Here is a 21257-nt window from a genome sequence, read left to right as displayed (position 1 = left end):
CCAGATTCGGTTCGGATTACGGCCGAGCGCATCCGAACCGCTCAGGCAGCGCCTGCGGAACCGGAGCACCACAAAGGAAAGCAAGCCTCAAAAACAGCAGTCGAGGCTCACCTTGAAATACTCGTAACTCATCTCGATGCTGCGCTTGACCGCATGCACTTCATCGACGCCCGGCGCATTGCCGAGCAACGTCGCCACGATCTCCAGCGCTTCCCACGGATGCGCATCGTCGTAATGGGCGTGCAGGCTGAGCCAGCGCATCGCCTTGCGACGCATCGAAGGCGCAAAGCTCATTGCGTAGGTATCGGTGCTGCAGACCAGCGTGGACCATTCGCCCGTGACGCCTTCGATAGCGAAATTCGTCGCGGCGATGCTCGCAGCCAGCGCATCCGTGCTACTGCTTTTCCAGCACCAGTGGCTGAGCGCATAAGCGAGCGACGGGCCATTGCCCTTCATCAACGCGCGCTTGCTGACATCGTGAGCCGCGGCCCAATCGACCCAGTAATCCGCATGGTTTTGCTCGACGCGAATGTTGCGCGTCAGATAGCGACGCGCCAGATCTTCGCCGCGCGAATGTCCATAGCGCAGCTTCTGCAGATTCATCGCCATGTATTGCGGAAACTGCTCGACGACCGGCCAGCCGTTCACGAGGAACGCTTCGGCCTGACGCGGTTCAAGACGCGCTTCACGCATCGCCGCGAAAATGGGATGGTCGACGACCCGTTGCTTGGCCGCATGTGTTTCAGCCAGGACATCCGCGAGCCATGCCGGATAGCTGGCAATGTCCTTGAGGTCACCGACCCGCTGAAAAGTGGGATCCAAAACTCCTCCTAGTTGATCGCAAGGAACTCGACGTTCTGCGCCCAGAGAGCCGGGCGGCCGACGTGAAAGCCCTGAACGAAATCGACGCCCATCGCGGCGAGTGCGCGCAAGATCGCTTCGCTCTCGACGTATTCCGCAATGGTCAAGCGTCCCATCGAATGGCCGATATCGTTGATTGCCGCCACCATGTCTCGGTTAACGGCATCCTTCAACATGTCCTTAATGAATCCTCCGTCGATCTTGATGTAGTCGACCGGAAGATGCTTCAAATAGCCGAACGAGGACATGCCCGCGCCGAAGTCGTCGAGCGAGAACTTGCAGCCGCGGCTCTTGAGTTCGCGGATAAAACGCGCGGCCGTCGCGAGGTTGGCCACGGCCGTCGTTTCCGTCACTTCGAAGCAGATCGACGAAGGCGCGATATGGCTGACCGCGAACTGATCGTTCAAGAACTGCAGGAAGCGCTCGTCGCCAATGGAGGCGCCCGAAAGATTGATCGCGTACTGCACGCCCTCGTGATTTCCGGTCTTCGCAAGCACCGCGAACACGGCGCGCACGACCCATCGATCGATGGCGGACATGAGGCCATAGCGCTCGGCCGCTGGCATGAAGAAGTTCGGCGGAATGATCTTGCCGCCTTCGCCCACCATGCGCAGCAGCACTTCCACATGCCGTGGATGCGACTCGCAGTGCTCGGGCGCAATCGCCCGAATCTCTTGCGCGTAGAGGCAAAAGCGATTGTTGGCGAGCGCGTCCTTGATGCGCCCGCACCACGACATCGCGCTTGCATGGCGCGTGAGTTCCGCGTCGCCGCGCAGCGCGAGATGAACGCGATCGCGTCCGCGTTCCTTCGCGAGATAGCAGGCAATATCACCGAAACGCATGGCGGTTTCGACATCGAGTCCCTTGAGATCGACGAGGCCGATGCTCACGCTCGTCGATAACGTGTGCGTCTCGCACGACCACTCGAAAGCGGCTATTTCGCTGCGCAGACGTTCGGCGATCTGCAAGGCGTGGTTTTCGTGGCAGTCGAACATGAGCGCGGCGAATTCGTCGCCGCCCAGACGCGCGAGCGAATCTTCGTCGCGCAGACATTTTTTGATGAGCGCGGCCACTTCGCGCAGCATGGTGTCGCCGGCTGCGTGACCGTAGGTGTCGTTGACGACTTTGAACTGATCGAGATCGAGCATCATCAGCATGCAGGCGCGTTCGGTTGCGCTGTCCGCTTGCGGATCGAGCGATGCCGCGAGACGCCGTTCGAATTCCGTGCGGTTGAGCAGCCCCGTCAAGCCATCGTGCGATGCCTGCCACGAAAGGCTCGACACGTACTCGCGCTCGCGCGTCATGTTGCGCAAGAGCAGCACGACGCCGGTGATCGTTTCGGACGTATCGTGCACGAGCGACGTAATGGCCTGCACGACGGTTTCGACGCCATGCACGTTAGTCAGAATGAGATCGCCGCCCGGTTCTTCGCGATCCGCGCCGCGCAGCGCCTTCTCGATGAGATCGACAGGCCGTCTGTCCCATTCCCTGACGATGGTTACGAGATCCGTGAGCGGGCGCTTCACGCAAGCGGCGGCCTCGCGGCAAAGCAGGCGTTCGGCGGCGGGATTGATGAACTCGACCAGTCCCATCGGGCCGACTGAAATGACCGCTTCGCCAATCGACCCGAGTGTCGCTTTTGCGCGTGCCTCGCTTCGACGCAAGGCGTTTTCGGTGGCGATGCGTCCGGTGATGAAGCGCCGCGCGTACCACACCGACAGCGACACCAGAATGACGGCGACCAGCAGATTCAAGACGAACAAAAGCAGCGCGGTTTGCCGGAACGCGGCACCGAGAACATCGGCGAAAGCGCGCGAGATTGGCGCGATGGACGCGTTGATGTTCCACACTTCGCCCGTCAAATAGTCCACTTCATTGCGCGCCGAAACGCCCGCCGCCTTTGCGGTGCGCAACTCGCGCGCGGCGACGGTCAACCGTTCGACGTAAAGATCGCCGCTCGTCCAGTAGCCGACGGCCTGCTCGAAGTAACTCGCGCGGCGAAACGTGCGAAAGACCCAGATCACCGAACCGACATCCGCGGGATAGACGCCGCTTTCGAGCAGCGCGGCGCGCGCCGTTTCGACATCGGGATGAGCACGGTCGAGCGCGAGCCGCGCGCGCTTCAAATTGAGCGGGATTGCAATCGAGCTTTCATATTGCCGATACGCCTCTTCGTCGCCCGTTTGCGCGTAGCGGATGAGATAGAACACGGCGTCTTTCTGGCCTTTCGACCAAGTGCTTTCGCCACCGATATACGCGCGCACCGACGACATGATCGAAAGGCTCGTCGCCACGAGCGTGAGCAACGAGACCACCACGGCCACGAAGGGCCATGTCGTTCTGAACAGCTGTCGATTGGTTCGGGAGGCCGCAGGCATATCGAGCCTTTCTTTTCCGTTTTATTCCGGGGTGGGGCGATGCAGGTTTTGCCGCATGGCAGCCTTCTTGACCTCCGGCTAAGACTTTCTGCGCAGGAAAGGTCCTGTCGCTTCGAGTACTAACGGCACTTTCGGCGCAGAGTTGAGGCTCTATTTCGCAAGAAGCATGAATGGGAATAATAGCCGCGAAGCTAGCGGTTTTTTAATTCGTAAGAAGAAATAGTGGCAACCGTTTTATCAGGCGGTAAGCCTTGCGAGGCGCGTCGTCCACGAGTGCGCGCTAAAAATGCTTCGTCCTCTTTAGCGAAACACGCTTTGGTTCGCGCAACGTTCACGTAAGCGAATCTTTATATGTGTGACGGGCAAGCTTAAAGTCCGGCGCCGCGTCATGGACTTTATGAAGCGAGCTTTTATGCGTCCCGATTTGATGGCATAGTTCAGCACAAACATTCCAAAGGAACTGCGCCATGACGACCATCAAGCAGATTCAATCGAGAATACAAAAGCTGCAAAAGCAGGCCGATGCCATCATCGCAAAGCAGGCGCAGAAGGTGGTCGACCAGATTCGCAATCTCATGCTCGAGCATGGGCTCACTACGTCCGACATTGAAAACGCCGCGCGCAAACGCAGACAGGGCACGGCGCTCGCATCGAAGGACACGGGCGATCAAACCGGGTCGGCTGGCAATAGCAAAGTCGCGGTCAAATATCGCAATCCGAAAACCGGCGAAACATGGAGCGGCCGCGCAAGACCGCCGAAATGGATTGCGAGCGTGAAGAATCGCAGCAAATTTCTGATTGATAAGAGCGAGGCTTTAGCGAGCAGCGTCGTCAAGACGGGCGCCAAAAAGCGCGCTTCCAGCAAAAACGCAGGCGTCGCGCAATATAGAGATCCCGAGAGCGGCGCGACTTGGACCGGACATGGCCGCGCACCTGGCTGGATCGCAAGCGCAAGCGATAGTTCTGTTTATCTAATCGGCAAAGCGGCTAAGACTGCTAAAAAAGCCGTGGGAAAGAAAGCGGTCGTCAAGAAAACCGCAGCAAAGAAAGCGGCTGTTAGACAAACCGCCGTAAAGAAAACAGCGGCAAAGAAAACAGCGGCAAAGAAAACAGCGGCAAAGAAAACCAAAGCCAACGCGGCAAGCAAGACGGCACGCAAGGCACCGACCGCGACAAAGCGCGTCGCGGTACCGCGAAAGAAATCGGCCGCGAGTAAACCAACTGGCGCGCTCGATCCGCAGAACGGCGCCGCATCGTCCACGCCCGAGAGCAACCAGGCGTCCGCGGCCTGAAGTCAACGAGCATCGCTGTCGCGCAATAGCGGCGCGTAATCACTAAAGAACTGAAATTGTTTGCCGATAAGCAGTGCTGGTGCTGCATCGGCAAATTGCGTCGCGACACCGCAGCCGATCCAGTCCAACAACAAACACAAACATAACGAGCGAAGCGCAAGTGCGACGAATCGGGCTTGCTTCCCTGCTGGCGGGTTTCTTGAGCCTGATACTGCTGTCCTTCGCGGGCTGCCGTCAGGACGACCGCGCCACGTCCGCTGATTCCGCGAATAACGCGGCGGCCGCGCACGAGGTCACGACGATCTCCACGCTCGTCTGGGCGCCCGACTGGACGGAAGAAATGCTCCAGATCGCGGCGCAATTCAGCAAGTTGAATCCGGATATCCGCGTGAACGTGCAGTTCATGATCGGCAATTCGGTTGAAGAAAATATCAAGCCGCGCGTGGCATCGGGCAATCTGCCGGATTTCGTGAGCGTCAATCCAAACGCTTACGCCGCCGAACTGGCCGATCAAGGCATTCTCGCGGATGTCGGGAATACGGCGGCTTGGAAAGCCATGCTCACGCCGCTCAAGAGCGATTGGACGAGCCGTCAAGGCCGGCACTTCGGCATATCCGGCGGCGTGGCGACGACGCTCATCTATTACAACGAGGCGATGTTCGCACTCGCCGGCATAAAACAGGCGCCGACAAATTTCCGCGAGTTTCTCGCCGCCTGCGCGCAACTCAAGCGCGCGGGATTCACACCGATCATGTGGAACGGCGGTTTTCCGAACATGCTCGGTAATGGTCCTTTCGGCTCCGGCTTCGCGGATAACGTCGTAGCCCGCGATCCGGCATGGAAAGCGAGAATCGCGGACGGTACGCTCGATCTGAATACGCCCGAAGTCGCCGATATCTTCTCGAAGATTCTTTTATTGCCCGCGCGTCACTACGTGCAGGACGGTTATATGGCAACCGATTACGACGAAGGCATCCGTCTATTCAAGGACGGCGAAGTTGCAATGGCGTTTCACGGAAGCTGGGCCGCCGGTCTTTTGCTGCACGGCAATCCCTTCGAAGTCGGCGTTTTCGTGCCGCCGTGGAATGCGCCGGGCAAGGAAGCGGTGCCGGTCGTCGGCAGCGAGACGGGCTTCGCGGTTTGCGAAACGGCCAATAAGGCGGCTGCCACGCGTTTCCTGGATTTCATCGCGGGCAAGGGCTTTTCGGTGATGCAGAGAAAACGCCGCAATATCGCGCCATTCACGCAGGCGTCGGACGCCAGTCTGAGCGATCCGAAAATCGCCGAGTACACCGTCATGGTCAGTCATTACCCCGTGACATCCAGCCCGTATTATTCGGTGCTGCCGTCCAATTCGATCGAGCGGCTGCATCGTCTGATGCAGGATGTGCTGCTCGGAAAGATCACGCCCCGGCAGGCCGCGCGCCTCCTGGATGAGTCAGTAAAGAACGAAGCAAAGATGCATTACAAATGAGCTCAATCCTTGGTTCGCTACGACGCGCGTTCGAATTGCTGTCTCTAGATCTTCTGAGACGCGTCGAGATTCGCTATCGCCTGATCGCTGCATTCATTCTGGTTGCGCTGCTGCCCATTCTGATTTCGGGCTATATCTCCTACGTGGAATCGACGGCCGCGATCAAACAGAATGCGGAGATGTTTTCGAAGGAAGTGGTGAAGCAGGTATCGCGCAATATCGCGCTGCGCATGGAGCAACTGGAAACGGAAAGTGCATTGCTCGTGTTGTCGGATCGCGTGCAGGGTGCATTGACCAAGGCTGCGAATGGCAGCCCAAAGGAACGCAGCGAAGCGCGGCAGGACATGACGCGCCTCTTGCTGGATCACTATGGTTCGCTCGGTTATATCAACCAGAAGTATTTGCTGGATCAGCATAACCGCATCATGGATACACAGGCGTTCGCGCAATTGTCGCGCGGCGTCACGCGTCTCGTCGCTCAGGTGCCCGATCGTAACGGACGCCCTTATTGGGGCAGTTATGACGACGGCGTCGGCCAGCAAAATCTCGGCATGGTGCGCGCGATCTTTGGCAAGAACAATAATCGGCAAATCGGGAATCTCGTGCTGGTGATTCGCCCCGAGCATTTCTCGACGATCTTCTCCGACGTCGCGCTCGGCAACAAGACCGAAATCTATGTACTCGATGCCGGCAACAACAAGGTGATCGTCCGCGCGGAAGGCGGCGCGAGCACCGATGCATCCGCCGCAAAAGACCTCGTCGAGAAAATCGCGCACACGCGGGATGGCGCGCAGCCGAACGGCTTCGTGCCCTTCGAAGGCACGCGGCAGGACCGCTATTTCGCGGCTTACACGCGCATTCCCGGCACCAACTGGTTCGTGGTCAGCACCATTCCCGAGGAGAAACTGACCGCGCAAGTGCAGTCCGTGCGCAACCAGATCATGCTGGTCGGTATCTCGGGCTTTCTGCTTTCGATCATCCTCGCGTACTTCATCTCTTACAGCATCTCGGCGCCGCTCAAGGACCTCGTGCGCAAGATGAACGATGCCGGCACCGACGCAGGCGCGCCTTCGCAAGACCATACGGACGACGCGAAAGACGAACTCGGCCGGCTCGCGCAACGCTTCGAGAAAATGCGCGAAGCGATCAAGCAGAAGATCCAGAAGATCAACGAGATCAACACGACGCTCGAACAGGCTGTCATCGAACGCACGGCGGAACTGGTGACGCGCGAACAGGAATCGCGCACGCTCATCACGAACTCGCCCGACACGATCACGCGATACGACCGCAATTTGAGGCGTATCTATGCCAATCCGGCGTTCTGTGCGTGGACCGGGCGCAATCCTGGCGAACTGCTCGGCAGGCGGCCTTCCGAGATTCCGGGCGGTCCGAACGCGCAACTCTACGAGGAACGCGTACGCGAAGTGATTGCGAGCGCACGAAGCGCGCAATTCGAACTGCGCGCGGTGACGAGCGACGGCGAGGAGCAGTGCACGCACTTTCGCCTGACGCCGGAAATCGACTGGTCGGGCAAGGTAATCTCCGTGCTCGTGGTGGGCCGCGATATCTCCGAGCGCGTGGCTTTCGAAGCGACCATCTGGAAGCAGGCCAATTTCGATGCGCTCACGCATCTTCCCAACCGGCAGATGTTCCTGAGCCGGCTGGAATACGAAGCGCGCATGTCGCGTCTGTCGGGGCGGCGCATGGCGCTGATGTTGATCGACCTCGACCGCTTCAAGGAAGTGAACGACTCGCTTGGTCACGACACGGGCGATGTCCTGCTGATCGAAGCCGCGCGCCGCATCACGTCCTGCGTGCGCGGCACCGATACGGTCGCCCGTCTGGGCGGCGACGAATTCACGGTAATCGTGCCGAACGTGGATGACGACAGCGAAAGCATCGAAGAGATGGCGCGCACGATCATCGACACCTTGGCGGAGCCGTTCACGCTCGGTCCCGACGAGGCGTTCATTTCCGCAAGCGTGGGCGTGACGTTTTATCCGGACGACGCGGGCGAACTCGACGTGCTCTTCAAGAATGCCGATCAGGCGATGTACGCGGCCAAGAACGCCGGGCGCAATCGCTTCAGCTACTTCACGCCCGACCTGCAAGTGGCAGCGGAAAAGCGCCTGCGGCTTACGAGCGATCTGCGCACCGCCTTGGCCGAAGAGCAATTCCGCGTCTACTATCAACCGATCGTCGATCTCGCGACCGGGGAAATTCATAAGGCCGAGGCGCTGATTCGCTGGCTGCATCCGGAACGCGGCACCATCAGCCCGCTGGAGTTCATTCCGCTTGCCGAGGATACGGGGCTGATCGTGCCCATCGGCGACTGGGTGTTCAGGCAGGCGGCGCATCAGGCGCGCGACTGGCGCGAGCGCTTTCATCAAGACTTCCAGATCAGTATCAACATGTCGCCGGTGCAGATTCGGCACGACAGCCAGATTTGCACGGAGTGGTCCGACTATCTCGCCCGCCACGGCATGTCCGCGCAAAGCGTCGCGGTGGAGATCACCGAAGGTCTGTTGCTGCATGCCGAAGCAAACATCGACGAAAAGCTGCTGGCTTTCCGCGATGCGGGCATCCGCATTTCCATCGACGACTTCGGCACCGGCTATTCATCGCTGGCTTACCTGACGCGCTTCGACATCGATTATCTGAAGATCGACCGCTCGTTCGTGCACAACCTCGATTCCGACCGCGACAACCAGGCGCTTTGCGAAGCGATGGTCGGACTCGCGCACAAGCTCGGCCTGAAGGTGATTGCCGAAGGCGTGGAGACGATCGAGCAACGCGATTTCCTCGCGGCCGTGGGCTGCGATTTCGCGCAAGGTTTCCTATATTCGGAGCCCGTGCCGCCCGCGCAGTTCGAGCTGCTGATGTGGCCCGACGCGGTGATCGTCGACGTTTGAACTTCACGAAGCGCCGGATAAACGGCGTGAAAAAGCCCCTAATCGGCGAATTGGTTTTCATTCGAGAACGTTAGAGTGCGATGCAAGAAACCCCCGTTGCGTCGCCAGACAGCGCAACGGTTCATCGCAACCGTAACGAGCATTCGACCGATCGTGAATACATGGCATGTAGCGCCGCTGCCCGCGAACGAAAAAAAGAGGCTGCGATTATTGCGGAGTATCGACGTGCTCGATACGCCGCCAGAAGAAGTATTCGACCGCATTACGCGCGTCGTCGCGGAGCTGTTGCAGGTGCCTATCGTGCTGGTGTCGCTCGTCGATGAACACCGGCAGTGGTTCAAGTCGCGAGTAGGGCTCGACGTGTGCGAAACCGCGCGCGACGTATCGTTCTGTTCGCATGCGGTGCATTCCGAGGCGCTTCTCGTCGTCGATGATGCCCTCGCGGATGAACGCTTCGCGAGCAATCCGCTCGTCACGGGCGAGCCCTTCGTGCGCTTTTATGCGGGCGTGCCGCTGCGTTCGGCCGAAGGTCTCGTGCTCGGCACACTCTGCGCCATCGATACGAAGCCGCGCACGTTGTCCGCCAATCTGCGTGCCGCGCTGTGCGATCTGGCGGCGACAGTCGAGCGCGAACTCGTGCAACGCGAAGCGGCCCGCGATACGCGCGAAGTCCAGGAGAACGACCGCCGCCGTTTGAGGCTTTCGGAAACGCGCTTCCATACGATCTTCCAGCAGACGCCGACGGGCAAGGCTATCGTCGATCTCGACGGACGCTTCATCGAAGTGAATCCGAAGCTGTGCGAGATCACCGGCTACAGCGCGAGCGAACTCGTGCACATGACCTTCCAGGAGATCACGGAAGAAGCGGATCTTGCCGCCGACTTGCAACTCGTCGCGGAACTGCTGAGTGGTGCGCGTCAAACGTATTCGCTTGAAAAACGCTATCGCAAACGAGATGGCGGCACCGTGTGGATTCACCTGAGCGTCGCGCTATTGCGTGATCACGACGGCACGCCGAGCCACTTCGTGAGTGTCATGCAGGACATCACGAGCCGCAAACATAGTGAGCAGCTTTTGCGCGACTATCAGCAGGAACTCGAACGCCGCGTACTCGAACGCACCTGCGAACTGACGAGCAGCCGCATGGCGTTGCAGACGATCACGGACAACCTGCCGATTCTGATCGCTCACGTCGATGCGAATCTCTGCTACCGCTTCAACAACGAGGTGTATCGCGATGTATTCGGCTTCGATCCCATGGCGCTGCGCGGCAAGTCTGTTCGCGAGACCGTGGGCGATGAAGTTTTCGAGCGCAGTTATCCGCTGTTCCAGCGCGTGCTGGCAGGCGAGCGCGTGACGCATGAGGATATCGTCTACAACGTGGAATCCGGACGTGTGTGGAGCGCGACTTATATTCCCGACATGGAGCGCGGCAAGGTGGTCGGCTTCTATGTGATGTCGCAGGACATCACGGAGCGCAAGCAGCGCGAGAATCAAATGCATTCGGAAATCATGCTCGATGCATTGACCGGCCTGCCGAACCGCCGCGCGTTACAAGAGCAGCTGTCGCTGGCGGTGCACTCCGCGCGCGATGAGGAAATTCCGTTTGCGCTCTTCTTCATGGACCTCGACGGTTTTAAAGCCATCAACGACCGGTACGGTCACGACGCGGGCGATGCCTTGCTGAGACAAGTCGCGCACCGCCTGAAGAAAGCGACGCGCGCGACCGATCTGGTCTGCCGCCTCGCGGGCGACGAGTTTGTTTTGCTGGCGCGCGACATTGCATCGGCGAGTGCTTGCAGCCGTATCGCGCAGGATATCTGCCGCGCTATCGGCAAGACGTTCGATCTGGGTCAGCGCGAGGCGCAGCTCGGCACGAGCGTGGGTATCGCGATGTGCGCGGCAGGTTATGCGACATCCACGGAAACGATGCTCGCGGAAGCCGACCGCGCCATGTACGAAGCGAAGCGCAAGGGCCGCAACGGCTTTCGCTTCGCGCCCATATCGGCCGAAGCCGAACTCGCGACGCCGCGCATGGCGGCCGTCAGCGCCGCGGCGTAGTTCCTCACAGCGCTGCGCTGGCCATGCTTGCCGGGCGATGCGAGCGCGCCGCATCCGCGACGCGTTTTGCATCGTCGGCAATAGCCTGCTGCGCGTTCGGCGAAAACTTCTGCTGCGTCATCAGGCTCTGCGCATTCGCGGCCTGACCGCTCGCGAGCAGATACAACGCCACATTGCTCATGGTCTTCGTGCTGTTCGGCGCGAGTTCGGACGCCTTCATCAGCGGCACGCGCGCGCCCTCCACATCGCCTGCACGCAGCAGTGCATAACCGAGATCGGAAAGAATCGGCGCATCGGTCGGGGCGAGATCGGAGGCGTGCGCGAATTGCGCGGCGGCCGCGTCGAAATCGCCTGACTGACCCGACAGCAAGCCCAGTCCACGATAGCCACGCGCGGCGAGCGGCGTCGACAAAAGCGCTTCGTACGCGGCGCGGCTCGCGGCCGCTTGTCCCGTCTGCCGCAATGCATCGGCGCGGCGCAAGGTGGAATCGGCGGAGCGGTTGAAGCGCTTCTCGTAAGCGTCGATATGCGCGAGCGATGCATAGAACATCCCTTCGCTCTGCATCTTGTCGATCAACGCCAGATACATACCAGGCGTGTCGGGCAACGCGCTCTCACGGTTCGTGCGTTCGAGCGTTGCTTCGTGCTCGGCCTGCGCGCCGAGACCATAGCCGCGATCCTGCTTCGAGGCGCATGCGCCAAGCAAGGCACAGAGAAGAATGGCGCCGATGCGCGCGTGGGTCGTGAAGTTCATGTCTGATCTCGTTGAAAAGGTTGGCCGCGTTACCTGTGCAAGCCGGCCAGCGAATGGAATACGGCGATGAAGCCCGGCCCCGCCGTCATGATGAGAAGCGCGGGCAAGAGCGTCAGCACCATCACGCCCGTCATCTTCACGGTCAATTTGCCGATGCGTTCGCGCAGGCCCGTGCGGCGCATTTCGCGCAGCCGGTCGCCGAATTGCCGCAGCGGTTCCTGCACCGCGCCGCCATGCTGTTCGATTTGAATCATGAGGCGCAGCACGGCGGCGAGATCGTCGCTTTCGTAGCTCGTGGCAAGGCGTTTCATGGCCTGCTCACGCGTGCGGCCCGTTGCGTATTGCCGTTGCGCGAGCGCGAGTTCCTGCGTGAGAATCGGCATCACCTTGGCGAAGTCGCTGACGATGACCGAGATGCTCTGATCGAGCGAAAGTCCCACGCCCTGAAGAATGCGCAACAGGTCGACGAACATTGGCAATTCACCGATGATCGACCGTTGCCGCTTCGTTGCCTTGCGCTTCACATACCACTTCGGCGCCATGAAGCCTACGAGGAGCGCGGCGAAGCACGTCAGCATGAAGCGCGAGCCGTGCACATTGCCGTGCGATGCGAACACGACGAAGGCCGGTAGCACGATCGATGCAACGAGCCGCGCGGCGAGAAAACGGGCGCGGGAGCTTGCATCGGTATGGCCGCAGCGGTCGAGCAGGCGGCGGTCTTCGTCGGCGACGATCATCCGTCCGAGCCGCGATTCGAGCCACTTCGAGCCGACGACATGAGCCATTCCCGTGAGCGAGAAAAAGCGCGGAAATGGTCGCCGATTTGCGTCGTCTTTTTGCACGGGCGCACTCTGACGGTCGAGCGCGCGTTCGAGCACGCCGGACGCGCGGCGCGAGCGTAAGGTCCGCGAGAACGCGTTCACGCCGATAAGCACGCAACCGAGTGCGGCGGCGACGGCGGCAAGCGCGATAACGAATTGAGCGGGCACGATGCTGTTGTCCATGTGTTGTTTCAATCGCGCAGACGCGCGAGGCGATACAGCAGGAACGCGCCGAGCGTCTGCAGAGCGAACGCGCCGTAGACGAGCTTCTTGCCGAGCACGTCCGTCCACATTGCATCGAAATAGGCGGGGTTCAGCAGGATGATCGCGGCGCCGAGTCCGACCGGCAGCGAGCCGAGTACCCACGACGAAAGCCGCGTCTCGGTGGATAGCGCGACGAGTTCACGATCCGCCTGTTCGAGATCGCGCATGAACGCGGCCATGCGTTCGAGCATTACGTCCGAGCGGCCACCGAATTTGACCGAGATGCGCAACACCGAGCCGATCAGTTCGAACTGCTCCACGCGATACATGCGCGCGACGGCCGTCAACGCCTGATCGATATCCGCGCCGCCCTTCAGACGCGGCATGACCTGTTCGAGGCACTCGCGCAATGGATCGTCGGCGGATGCGGCCGCGCCCTGAAAGGCCGCCGGAACGCTATTGCCGATGGTCACGAGCCGCACGATGCCTTCGAGAAACGAAGGCAACTGGCGCACGATGCGCTGATTGCGTTTCTGCGCGCGCCACGTGAGGATCGCGTAGAAGCCGACCGCCGACATCGCGATGGCAACGAGCGCCATCACCATGCCGATACGCGTCCAGCATACGAGCGCCGCCACGCCAGTGAACGCCGCCCACATGGTGAGCGCCGCGCGCGGCTTGCGCACGCTTGCGCGGTGAAAGAGCGCGCCGAGTTCGCCCATGACGCGCTCTATCGCGCGATGAACGTCGCTGCGCGGCGCGACGGCTTCACCCGCTTGCCGATGCTGCGCTTGCGCCACGCGCGCGGAAAGCGGCGGCAACGGTGTCTGCGTACCTGCCGTTTGCATCTGACGCGTGAAGAAATGCTGCGCGAGGCGTGCGTCGCGTTTTTGCAAGCCGCGCATCCACAGCAGCATGCCGCTTGCGGCGCACAGCACGGCGATCATGCAGACGAGTGCGATTCCGCTAGACACCGAAGCCTCCGCTGAAATTGAAGCGGCCTTCTTGCGGCGGGAAGTCTTCGGCGCGCGTCAAGGCGGCAAGCGACTGACGGAACTTCGCGAGCTTCGGTGAATGCGGTTGCAGTCCGAGCGAGGCCCAGTTGTCCGTATCGACGCCATCCGCCGACGTGACCGCTTCATAGTGATAAAGCTCTTGCGTCGCGATGATGTCGTCTGACAGGCCGGTCACTTCCGTCACCGAGAGAATGCGCCGCTTGCCGTTCGAGAGCCGCCCGATTTGCACGATTAAGTCGATGGCATTGGCGATCTGCCGGCGCAAGCTGGCTTCGGTGCCCTGAAAGCCGGCAAAACCCGCAAGCATCTCCAGTCGATAAAGACACTCGCGCGGCGAACTCGCGTGCACGGTTCCCATCGAGCCATCGTGGCCGGTGTTCATCGCCTGAAGCATTTCGAGCACTTCGCCGCCGCGCACTTCGCCCACGATGATGCGGTCCGGCCGCATCCGCAACGTATTGCGCAAGAGATCGCGGATAGCGACGACGCCCGCGCCATCGAAGCCGCCCGGACGGCTTTCGAGCCGCACCACATGCGGATGATTGAGCGACAACTCGGCCGTGTCCTCGATAGTCACGACGCGTTCGTGCTTCGGAATGAAGAACGCGAGCGCGTTGAGCAGCGATGTCTTGCCCGAACTCGTGCCGCCCGAGACCAAAATATTGCAGCGCGCTTCGACGGCAGCCTTCAGCACCGCCGAGATGTTTTCATCGAACGTGCCGTTGGCTAGCAGATCGTCGGGACGCAAAGGGTCGCGGCGAAACTTGCGGATGGAGATTACTGGTCCGTCTATCGACAACGGTTCGATGATCACGTTCAGGCGGCCGCCATCGGGCAGACGCGCGTCGACCATCGGGTTCGACTCGTCGAGCCGTCTGCCGATAGGCGCGAGAATGCGCCGCACGATACGCAGCAAATGCGCATTGTCCGCGAAACGCACGGGCACTTTTTCGAGCATGCCGTGACGCGAAACGTACACGTCGCTATAGCCGTTGATGAGGATGTCTTCCACGGCGGCATCGGCGAGCAAGTCTTCTATCGGGCCGAAACCTGCGAGCTCTTTAGTCAACGCGGCGGCGACCAGGCGCACTTCGCTTTCGTTGAGCGGTATGCGCCGTTGCCGCACGAAGCTGTCCATTTCCGTATCGACGAACTGTTGAATCGTCTGACGCGACCAGCGGCCGAACTCGGCGCCCAATTCCTCGATGCGCGTAAGCAGATGCTCGTGCGCGGCGCTCGCCACATCCTGGAACTGTTGCGAGTGAGCGAAGGCCACGGTTTCGGGGCCTGCTTCGCTCGCGAAGGCAACATCCTGATCGAAGGAAGAGATCATCGCTTAGGCTCGCTTGAAAAGTCTGGCCGATAAACGCGCGAGGCTTGCCGGCGCGACATCGTTCGACGCGCGCACGGGCTCTCCCGCGAGTTGCGCGGCAAGGGCATCGACGGCGCGGACGTAGGGATCGGCGGGCGCGGTATCGCCGAGCAATTGACCTTGATTCACCGCGCGCACGAGTGCTTGCGCACGCGCGGGCAACGTCGCCACGAGCGGCAGCCCAAGACGCGCGGCGAGCGCCTCGGGTCGGAGATTGCAGGCCGGATCGTGCTTGTTGACGATGAGTTCCGGCTTGCGATGACTCGTGCTTTCGGCATCGCGCGCGCTTTCGAGCGCCGTGCAAAGACTCGCCGCCGATACCGCCGACGCGATGTTGGCATCGCAGACGAGCCAGAGCGTGTCGGCGGCTTCGATCAGATGGCTCACGAATTCGAGATTCGAAAAGCCACCGAGATCGACGACCTGATGATCGAAGAACGCGCGCAAGCGTTCGAGCGTTTTGACGGCGGCCGCGTAAGAGACGGTGCGCATCTCGGCGAGATCGGCGGGCAGCGTCATCAACGCAAGGCCGCTCGCGTGACGCGCGAATGCGGTATGCACGAAGGTTTCATCGAAGCGGCGCAGGTTGTGCACCGCGTCGTGAAAATGCAGTTCGCTGCGCGTGTCGAGCAGCAGCGTGCTGTCGGCGGCGGGCAGGCCGAGGTCGAGCAGCGCCGCGCCCTGGTTGCGTTTGCCAAGGCGTTTTTGCAGCAGCACCGAAAGGTTCGCCGCAAGCGTGCTGACGCCCGCGCCCGTGCGTGCGCCGAGCAGTACCGTGAGCTTGCCGCGCCTTGCAGGCGCGCTCATTGCCGATGCTTGCGCCATGATGCGGCTCACCATGTCGAGCGCGCGCAAGGCGGCGATCTGCATGGCTTCGGGCGTCGCGTGGCGGGGTTCGATGTCGAGCAGATCGCGTGCGCCCGCGCGCATTGCGGCAAGCGCGATTTCACCGACGGCTTCCGAACCGAGCGCGATCACGGGCAGCAATGGAAACGCGCGATGAACCTCGGCGACGAGCATCGTGGCTTCCACGGGCGTATCGAAGTCGATGAACACGAGCGCGGGCGCGGCCGATGCAATCTCTTGCACGAGTTGCGCGGCAACGGTCGAGGCGAGCATGACTTCGCCTACCGTGGCGAGCGCGGCGGCGAGACGCGCGATGCGTCCGGGTTGCGCGCTTGCACACAGAAGTCGAGGGCGTGCGCGCTCATCCGCCGATACGGCTTCAGGCGCGAAGCTTTGCGTGGCTGCGGTCATTTGGAGAACCCCGGTGCTTCGTCATCGGATGCCGCGCCTGCCGCGAAGCTGCGCCACACGTTGCCGTCGCGTTGCTCGGACGCGCCCGGCAACGGCGGCACGGCTGCGCCCTTCGCGATAGGCGTGACGAGATGCGGCGTGACGAGAATCACGAGTTCGCGATCCGTCTGCGAGTACTGCAAAGTCTTGAAAAACGTGCCGATGATCGGCAGATCGCCGAGCAGCGGCACCTTGCTCACGTTCGATGCGGTCTCGCGATCCACGAGTCCGCCGATCACGAAGCTCTCGCCATCGCCGAGTTCGACGGTGGTTTCGGCGCGGCGCGTGGTGAGCGCCGGCACCGAGACGCCATCCAGCGTGATGGCGTGTGCGAAGTCGAGCTGGCTTGCTTCGGGCGCGACCTTGAGCGCAATGCGATGCGGTCCGAGCACGGTCGGTGTCAACGTGAGACCCACGCCATACGGCTTGTATGTGATGGTCGTGGTGCCGAGCGACTGCGGCACCGGCACGGGAATTTCACCGCCTGCGAGGAAGTTGGCGCTTTGTCCGGAGAGCGCGACGAGCGTCGGTTGCGCGAGCACGCGCGCGAGATTATTGCTTTCCAGAAGGCTCAGATTGGCGAACAGACCACGCGAACTCGAATTGAGCAGCAGGTTGAACGCGGCGCCGATGGGCGAGGCGGACGTGACATCGAGCGTGCCGCCCGCATTGCGCGACGCGCTGCCGAGTGAACTCGGCGCGAACGTACCGAACGCGAAGCCGGCGTTGTTCTGCGAGAACAGGTTGAAGCCCGCTTCCTTCAACACCGACTTGCTGAACTCGACCACTTTGACATCGACCTGAACGACGCTCTTGGTGGCAACGATGGAGGTATCGACGACCGCGCCGTCCTTGCCCACCGACGCCTTCGCCGCCGCGACCGCGCGTTCATGCGTTTCCATCGTCGCGGCCGAGCCTTGCACGAGCGCCGTGTTGCCGAGCACGTTGACGGTGGGCGTCGCGCCATCGACGAGTGCCGCGCTTGCTTGAGACTCGACTTGCACATGCCAGGTGAGCGGCGTCTTGCGGCCTTGTTCCCACAGCATGACGTCGGTGTTGCCGGGCGCTTTGCCGACCAGCATCACGCCGTCGTTGCCCTTCAGTACGAGCACGTCCGCGACGGCTGGATCGCCCACGGCGACGCGTTGCAACGCGCGTCCCAGCATGAGCGGCTTTTGTGCGCCGCTGGTCAGTTTGATGGCTTCGGCTTGCGCGGGCGACTGGTTTGGCGTCGTCTGCGGCTTCTGTGCGTTCGGCTTCTTCGAGGACGCGTGCGAATGACGCGCTTCTGCGGGCATTGCCGCAAGCATCGAGAGTGCGCAGGCGAATGCGATACGACGCACGGCGCGGGAAAGAGGAAGTTGATACATGATCTCGATGGCCAATCAGGGGTTCGACACGGTTTCGCTATGCGAGCCGCGAATGACTTCGATGCCGCTCGCCGACGCGACCTTGCGCGACGCAACTGCACCGCCGGTTGCGAGCGCGGCGGGAAGCGGCGGGAGCATCGGCGCGGCGGCGAGCATCGCGGAAGCTGGTGGCGCAGGGCGCGATGTGCCGCCCGAAAGTGTCGCGAGCGAGACGCCCGCCGCGGCGCGCGCTATCGGCGACTGAGCGGATGCATTGCGTGCCTGCGAATCCGTGCTGGCCGTATCGGCGGGATTACGCAGCGCGAGCAAGAGACGGCCGCTGTTTTCTGCAAGCGTGAGCGTGTCGATGTCGTCGACGCGCACGCCGAGCACGGCGGTACGCGCGGCCGTTGCATGGTTCGTTGCGTTGGTGGCGTTAGCGGCATTAGTGGCCGCATCGCCCGCGATGACGCTGTCGCCAAAGCCGAGCACGCGCACTTTCGAAAGCAGCAAGCGTGCGTGGCTCGCGGGGATTTCTCCGTCCGTCACGGAATCGCGCTTGAGCACGACGAAGACATCGACGGCATCGCCCGGCTTCACGAGATTGTTCACCGCGTTCGATTCGTCGACGCGAATCGCGATTGCGCGCTCGCCCGGTTCGATAGCCGCCGTGAGTCCGCCCGCGAGCACACCATCGGTCAACGCGCTGCCAGCCGGAACGCGTACAACCGGCACACGGCCAAGCAATATGGATGCCGAACTAAATGCGTCCGTGGGCAGAACGGCTTGCGTCTGCATGGTGAGATCGTCGGCGGTGAGCGCCTTGCCGGGCAAGAGATCGTGCGCCGCGACGATCACCGTCACCGCAGGCGAACCGGCCGGCATGACGAGTGGCGCGCGTGACGCGGGCGCGGCGCGCGTCAACGTGACGGCATAGAGGCCGAGCAGTGCAGCCAGCGCGAACAGCGCGATTGCAATGATGCGGGAAACGTTGGCCATGACATCGGTTCTTCAAAAAAAGTCAGCGTTCAAAGCACGCTGTCGGGATTGAGTTGCACGCTCGCGTTCGCCGTGAGTTTCGCCGGCAACGCTAGCGATAAAAGCGGCAGCGTCGGTACGAGCGGATTCGATGCGTAGTCGTAAGACAGCGCGACGGCGACGCATTGCATCGTCGTGTCGTAGGTACACGGCGCGCGGCTTGCCGTACACGTCGATGCAGAGCCAAGCCAGTTTTTCAGGCCGTTAGCCGTGGTGCAGGTTGCAGCTGTGCGTAGATCGAGCGCTTGCGCCGCGTTGGTCGCGCCACGCTGATAACGCAACGCGGCGCGCGCACCTTCTTCCGCCGAGAGCGTGAGCGACTGCTGCGCGACGAAGATGAGGCTATAGGTGACGATCGCGTAGAAGATGAGAAAGAAGAGCGGAAACACGATCGCGAATTCGAGGGCCGTGGCGCCTTCTTCATCACGCGCGAAACGCGGCACGAAGCGACTTGCGGTCGATTCGTCGTGCGTGTTTCGGATCGTGGTGTCGTTCATGGTTCTCTGCTCGCCAATGCTCTGTTATGTTCGACTGCTAATAACTACTTAACGGTACTGAGTACCTGTCCTTGAGCGCGATAAACGCCGTAGAAACAGGCCTTATCGCTCAATTCAACTGGTACGAGAATGTCGCGTTGACACGCGGACTACGCGATGAACTTTCGATGGGCGCATCGCCTATGGCACGCGCCACCGAGAGGTCGATGTTGTAGTGCTTCGCATCCGAAATGCGGAAGCCGATGCCCACCGAAGACAAGCGACGCGGCGTCGGCGTACCGCCATGCAGGAAGATGCGCGCCATGTCGACGGATGCATACGGCGTGAGCGATTTCAAATACGCCCATTCGAGTGGCAGCGGCCGGTTCACTTCGAAGGACGCGCCCCAGCCCGAATCGCCCGACACTTCGCCCGGTTGATAGCCCAGCGCGAAGCGCTGTGCACCGAACGAAATCTGTTCGGAGGTCGGCAAGGTATCCGGCGAGAACTGCCCCGTCATGGCGACCACCGTGCCGATCTTGAACGGCCAGTCGTTGGTCTGCGTGTAGGTGGCGCCCGTGCGCAGGAAGGTCAGCGAAACCGGGTTCTGCAGTTGCAGGCCGACGATGTTGCTTTCCGCCGTCTTCGATGCGCCGAGCACATCGAATGCCTTCGCTATCTGAACATTCACACGACGCGTGACGCCTGTCTGAATGCCGGTGTAGTCGAGCGACAACTGCGCGACGCGAATTTGCGAACGTTGCGTAAGTTGCGGATTGCCCGCGACAATCATGTTCTTCAAGCGGTCTTCGTCATGCGTGGCATACACGGTCGCCGTGCCGAGCAGACTCTTCGAGTTGCTCAAAATGAACGGATAGATCGCCGACAGCGCGAGCTTGTCGTTCACCACGGTGCGCTCGATATACGAAGGCAGGCCGGGGTTATCGACTGGATGGCCGTAGTAATGCGAGGCATCGACTTTCATTGCGAAGCCGTCGGAACCGACGGGCGCCATCGCATTGATGCCGTAGTAAGTCGAATCGTTGCGGCCCTTCGGTGCGAGCGCGGATGCCGTGATCGATTCGCCGAGTCCCAGCAGCCCGTTCTCCGTCGCACTGAAAATGCCCTGCAGCCCCGGATGATTCACGTCGATACCCGTGCTCACGTTGAAGCGCTTGCGCGTGACGTTGAGCTCCATCGTCGTGGCGCCGTTGGTGTTCTGCGGCGGCGCGACGGTGGCATCGATCTTCGCGCCGGGAATCATGCCGAGCACGTTGATATAGCGCTCGAAGGTGGCTTGACGCAAGGGACGGTCGGCGGCAATGCGCTCTGCGATCGCACGAATGCGCTTCTCGAGATTGCCGGGCTCGCCCTTGATCTTGATGTCCGATACGTAGCCCTCGACGATCGTCACGCGCACGACGCCTTTCTCGAAGGTCTGCGCTGGCACGAACGCGAACGAGAGTGCGTAGCCGCGTTCCTTGTAGAGCGCGGTCACGCCGTTCGCGGTTTCCACCAGTTGCCCGATGGTGATGTCGGTGCCCACGAACGACGTGAAACGTTTGGCGACTTCATCGAAGGGAATCGACTTCACGCCTTCGATCTGAATCGACGATGGCGTGATGTGCCGCGCGAGCAGCTCCTGAAGCTGTTGTTGCGGCGCCTTGACTTCGACTTCGACCGAGGGCGGTCGCGCCGGAGCGTTCACTTGCGGTAAAGCGTCGAGCGGGTTGCTGCCGACGCTCGAGCGCGGCGCGGCGGCCGGTGTCTGGGCGTGCGCAATCTGCGTCATTGCGAGTGCGGCCACGAGTGCGGTCGTTTTCCAGGTACCCATTTCAGTTCCGATTCTCTTCGTATGTCGTCTGACTGTTGATCGCGCGACGCACGCCTCGCGAAGTTGCGGTGATTTGCAGCTTCGCGAGGCTGCGTGTCTTGCTTCGTGCTTCGTTG

The 21257-nt window shown here is 61.4% G+C and carries 15 protein-coding genes; 4 read left to right on the top strand and 11 right to left on the bottom strand.

Annotated features, from left to right (window positions below):
* Positions 1-87: 87 nt before the first annotated feature.
* Together QCE79_RS17770 and QCE79_RS17765 are read right to left on the bottom strand one after the other, a co-directional pair.
* Positions 88-822 (bottom strand): TenA family transcriptional regulator, encoded by a 735-nt coding sequence (locus QCE79_RS17770; protein ID WP_250527108.1) that lies wholly within the window; start codon positions 820-822, stop codon positions 88-90.
* A gap of 8 nt (positions 823-830) precedes the next feature.
* Positions 831-3185, bottom strand: coding sequence for an EAL domain-containing protein (locus QCE79_RS17765; protein WP_244831055.1), 2355 nt, complete (start codon positions 3183-3185; stop codon positions 831-833).
* Positions 3186-3706: 521 nt separating this feature from the next.
* Between QCE79_RS17765 and QCE79_RS39355 the strand changes: the two genes are divergently transcribed.
* The 4 genes from QCE79_RS39355 (at position 3707) to QCE79_RS17740 (ending at position 10981) form a co-directional block, all read left to right on the top strand.
* Positions 3707-4531, top strand: a complete 825-nt coding sequence (locus QCE79_RS39355; RefSeq protein ID WP_404989373.1) for an H-NS family nucleoid-associated regulatory protein — start codon at positions 3707-3709, stop codon at positions 4529-4531.
* Positions 4532-4730: 199 nt separating this feature from the next.
* Entirely contained in the window at positions 4731-6005 is a 1275-nt protein-coding gene (locus QCE79_RS17750; protein ID WP_309846437.1) for an extracellular solute-binding protein, read from the top strand.
* Positions 6002-8920 (top strand): EAL domain-containing protein, encoded by a 2919-nt coding sequence (locus QCE79_RS17745; protein ID WP_309846435.1) that lies wholly within the window; start codon positions 6002-6004, stop codon positions 8918-8920. The genes QCE79_RS17750 and QCE79_RS17745 overlap by 4 nt, the downstream gene beginning before the upstream one ends.
* Before the next feature lie 225 nt (positions 8921-9145).
* The gene (locus QCE79_RS17740; protein ID WP_309846433.1) at positions 9146-10981 is read left to right on the top strand and encodes a diguanylate cyclase domain-containing protein; all 1836 of its coding nucleotides are present in this window, start codon (positions 9146-9148) and stop codon (positions 10979-10981) included.
* A gap of 4 nt (positions 10982-10985) precedes the next feature.
* Here QCE79_RS17740 and QCE79_RS17735 read toward each other — a convergent pair whose 3' ends face one another.
* From QCE79_RS17735 to QCE79_RS17695, 9 genes are all read right to left on the bottom strand, one after another.
* The gene (locus QCE79_RS17735; RefSeq protein WP_250493826.1) at positions 10986-11735 is read right to left on the bottom strand and encodes a tetratricopeptide repeat protein; all 750 of its coding nucleotides are present in this window, start codon (positions 11733-11735) and stop codon (positions 10986-10988) included.
* A gap of 29 nt (positions 11736-11764) precedes the next feature.
* Entirely contained in the window at positions 11765-12739 is a 975-nt protein-coding gene (locus QCE79_RS17730) for a type II secretion system F family protein (protein WP_244831923.1), read from the bottom strand.
* Between the two features lie 8 nt (positions 12740-12747).
* On the bottom strand, positions 12748-13734 hold the full coding sequence (locus QCE79_RS17725; protein ID WP_250467770.1) for a type II secretion system F family protein: 987 nt from the start codon (positions 13732-13734) through the stop codon (positions 12748-12750).
* Positions 13727-15109: a CpaF family protein gene (locus QCE79_RS17720; protein ID WP_309846428.1), complete on the bottom strand. Its 1383-nt coding sequence runs from the start codon at positions 15107-15109 to the stop codon at positions 13727-13729. The genes QCE79_RS17725 and QCE79_RS17720 overlap by 8 nt, the downstream gene beginning before the upstream one ends.
* Before the next feature lie 3 nt (positions 15110-15112).
* Positions 15113-16405 carry a fimbrial protein gene (locus QCE79_RS17715; protein WP_309846425.1) on the bottom strand — a complete coding sequence of 431 codons (1293 nt, stop codon included), beginning with the start codon at positions 16403-16405 and terminating at the stop codon, positions 15113-15115.
* The gene (locus QCE79_RS17710) at positions 16402-17814 is read right to left on the bottom strand and encodes a type II and III secretion system protein family protein (protein WP_309846422.1); all 1413 of its coding nucleotides are present in this window, start codon (positions 17812-17814) and stop codon (positions 16402-16404) included. The genes QCE79_RS17715 and QCE79_RS17710 overlap by 4 nt, the downstream gene beginning before the upstream one ends.
* A 15-nt stretch (positions 17815-17829) precedes the next feature.
* Positions 17830-18792, bottom strand: coding sequence for a Flp pilus assembly protein CpaB (cpaB, locus tag QCE79_RS17705; RefSeq protein WP_250511404.1), 963 nt, complete (start codon positions 18790-18792; stop codon positions 17830-17832).
* A gap of 29 nt (positions 18793-18821) precedes the next feature.
* Complete coding sequence (locus QCE79_RS17700; RefSeq protein WP_309846418.1) at positions 18822-19328, bottom strand: pilus assembly protein; 507 nt, start codon at positions 19326-19328, stop codon at positions 18822-18824.
* 109 nt (positions 19329-19437) lie between these two features.
* Entirely contained in the window at positions 19438-21153 is a 1716-nt protein-coding gene (locus QCE79_RS17695) for a ShlB/FhaC/HecB family hemolysin secretion/activation protein (RefSeq protein WP_404989381.1), read from the bottom strand.
* Between the last annotated feature and the right edge of the window lie 104 nt (positions 21154-21257).

The sequence above is a fragment of the Caballeronia sp. LZ003 genome, assembly GCF_031451465.1.
GTDB lineage: Bacteria > Pseudomonadota > Gammaproteobacteria > Burkholderiales > Burkholderiaceae > Caballeronia.
Note: the sequence above shows the minus strand (reverse complement) of the source record. Positions and strands in the feature narration are given on the sequence as shown.

Excerpts from the sequence above, each read along its gene's own strand:
- QCE79_RS39355 (WP_404989373.1), top strand. The coding sequence starts at position 3,707 with ATGACGACCATCAAGCAGATTCAATCGAGAATACAAAAGCTGCAAAAG.
- QCE79_RS17745 (WP_309846435.1), top strand. The coding sequence starts at position 6,002 with ATGAGCTCAATCCTTGGTTCGCTACGACGCGCGTTCGAATTGCTGTCT.
- QCE79_RS17735 (WP_250493826.1), bottom strand. The coding sequence starts at position 11,735 with ATGAACTTCACGACCCACGCGCGCATCGGCGCCATTCTTCTCTGTGCC.
- QCE79_RS17730 (WP_244831923.1), bottom strand. The coding sequence starts at position 12,739 with ATGGACAACAGCATCGTGCCCGCTCAATTCGTTATCGCGCTTGCCGCC.
- QCE79_RS17720 (WP_309846428.1), bottom strand. The coding sequence starts at position 15,109 with ATGATCTCTTCCTTCGATCAGGATGTTGCCTTCGCGAGCGAAGCAGGC.
- QCE79_RS17715 (WP_309846425.1), bottom strand. The coding sequence starts at position 16,405 with ATGACCGCAGCCACGCAAAGCTTCGCGCCTGAAGCCGTATCGGCGGAT.
- QCE79_RS17710 (WP_309846422.1), bottom strand. The coding sequence starts at position 17,814 with ATGTATCAACTTCCTCTTTCCCGCGCCGTGCGTCGTATCGCATTCGCC.
- cpaB (WP_250511404.1), bottom strand. The coding sequence starts at position 18,792 with ATGGCCAACGTTTCCCGCATCATTGCAATCGCGCTGTTCGCGCTGGCT.
- QCE79_RS17700 (WP_309846418.1), bottom strand. The coding sequence starts at position 19,328 with ATGAACGACACCACGATCCGAAACACGCACGACGAATCGACCGCAAGT.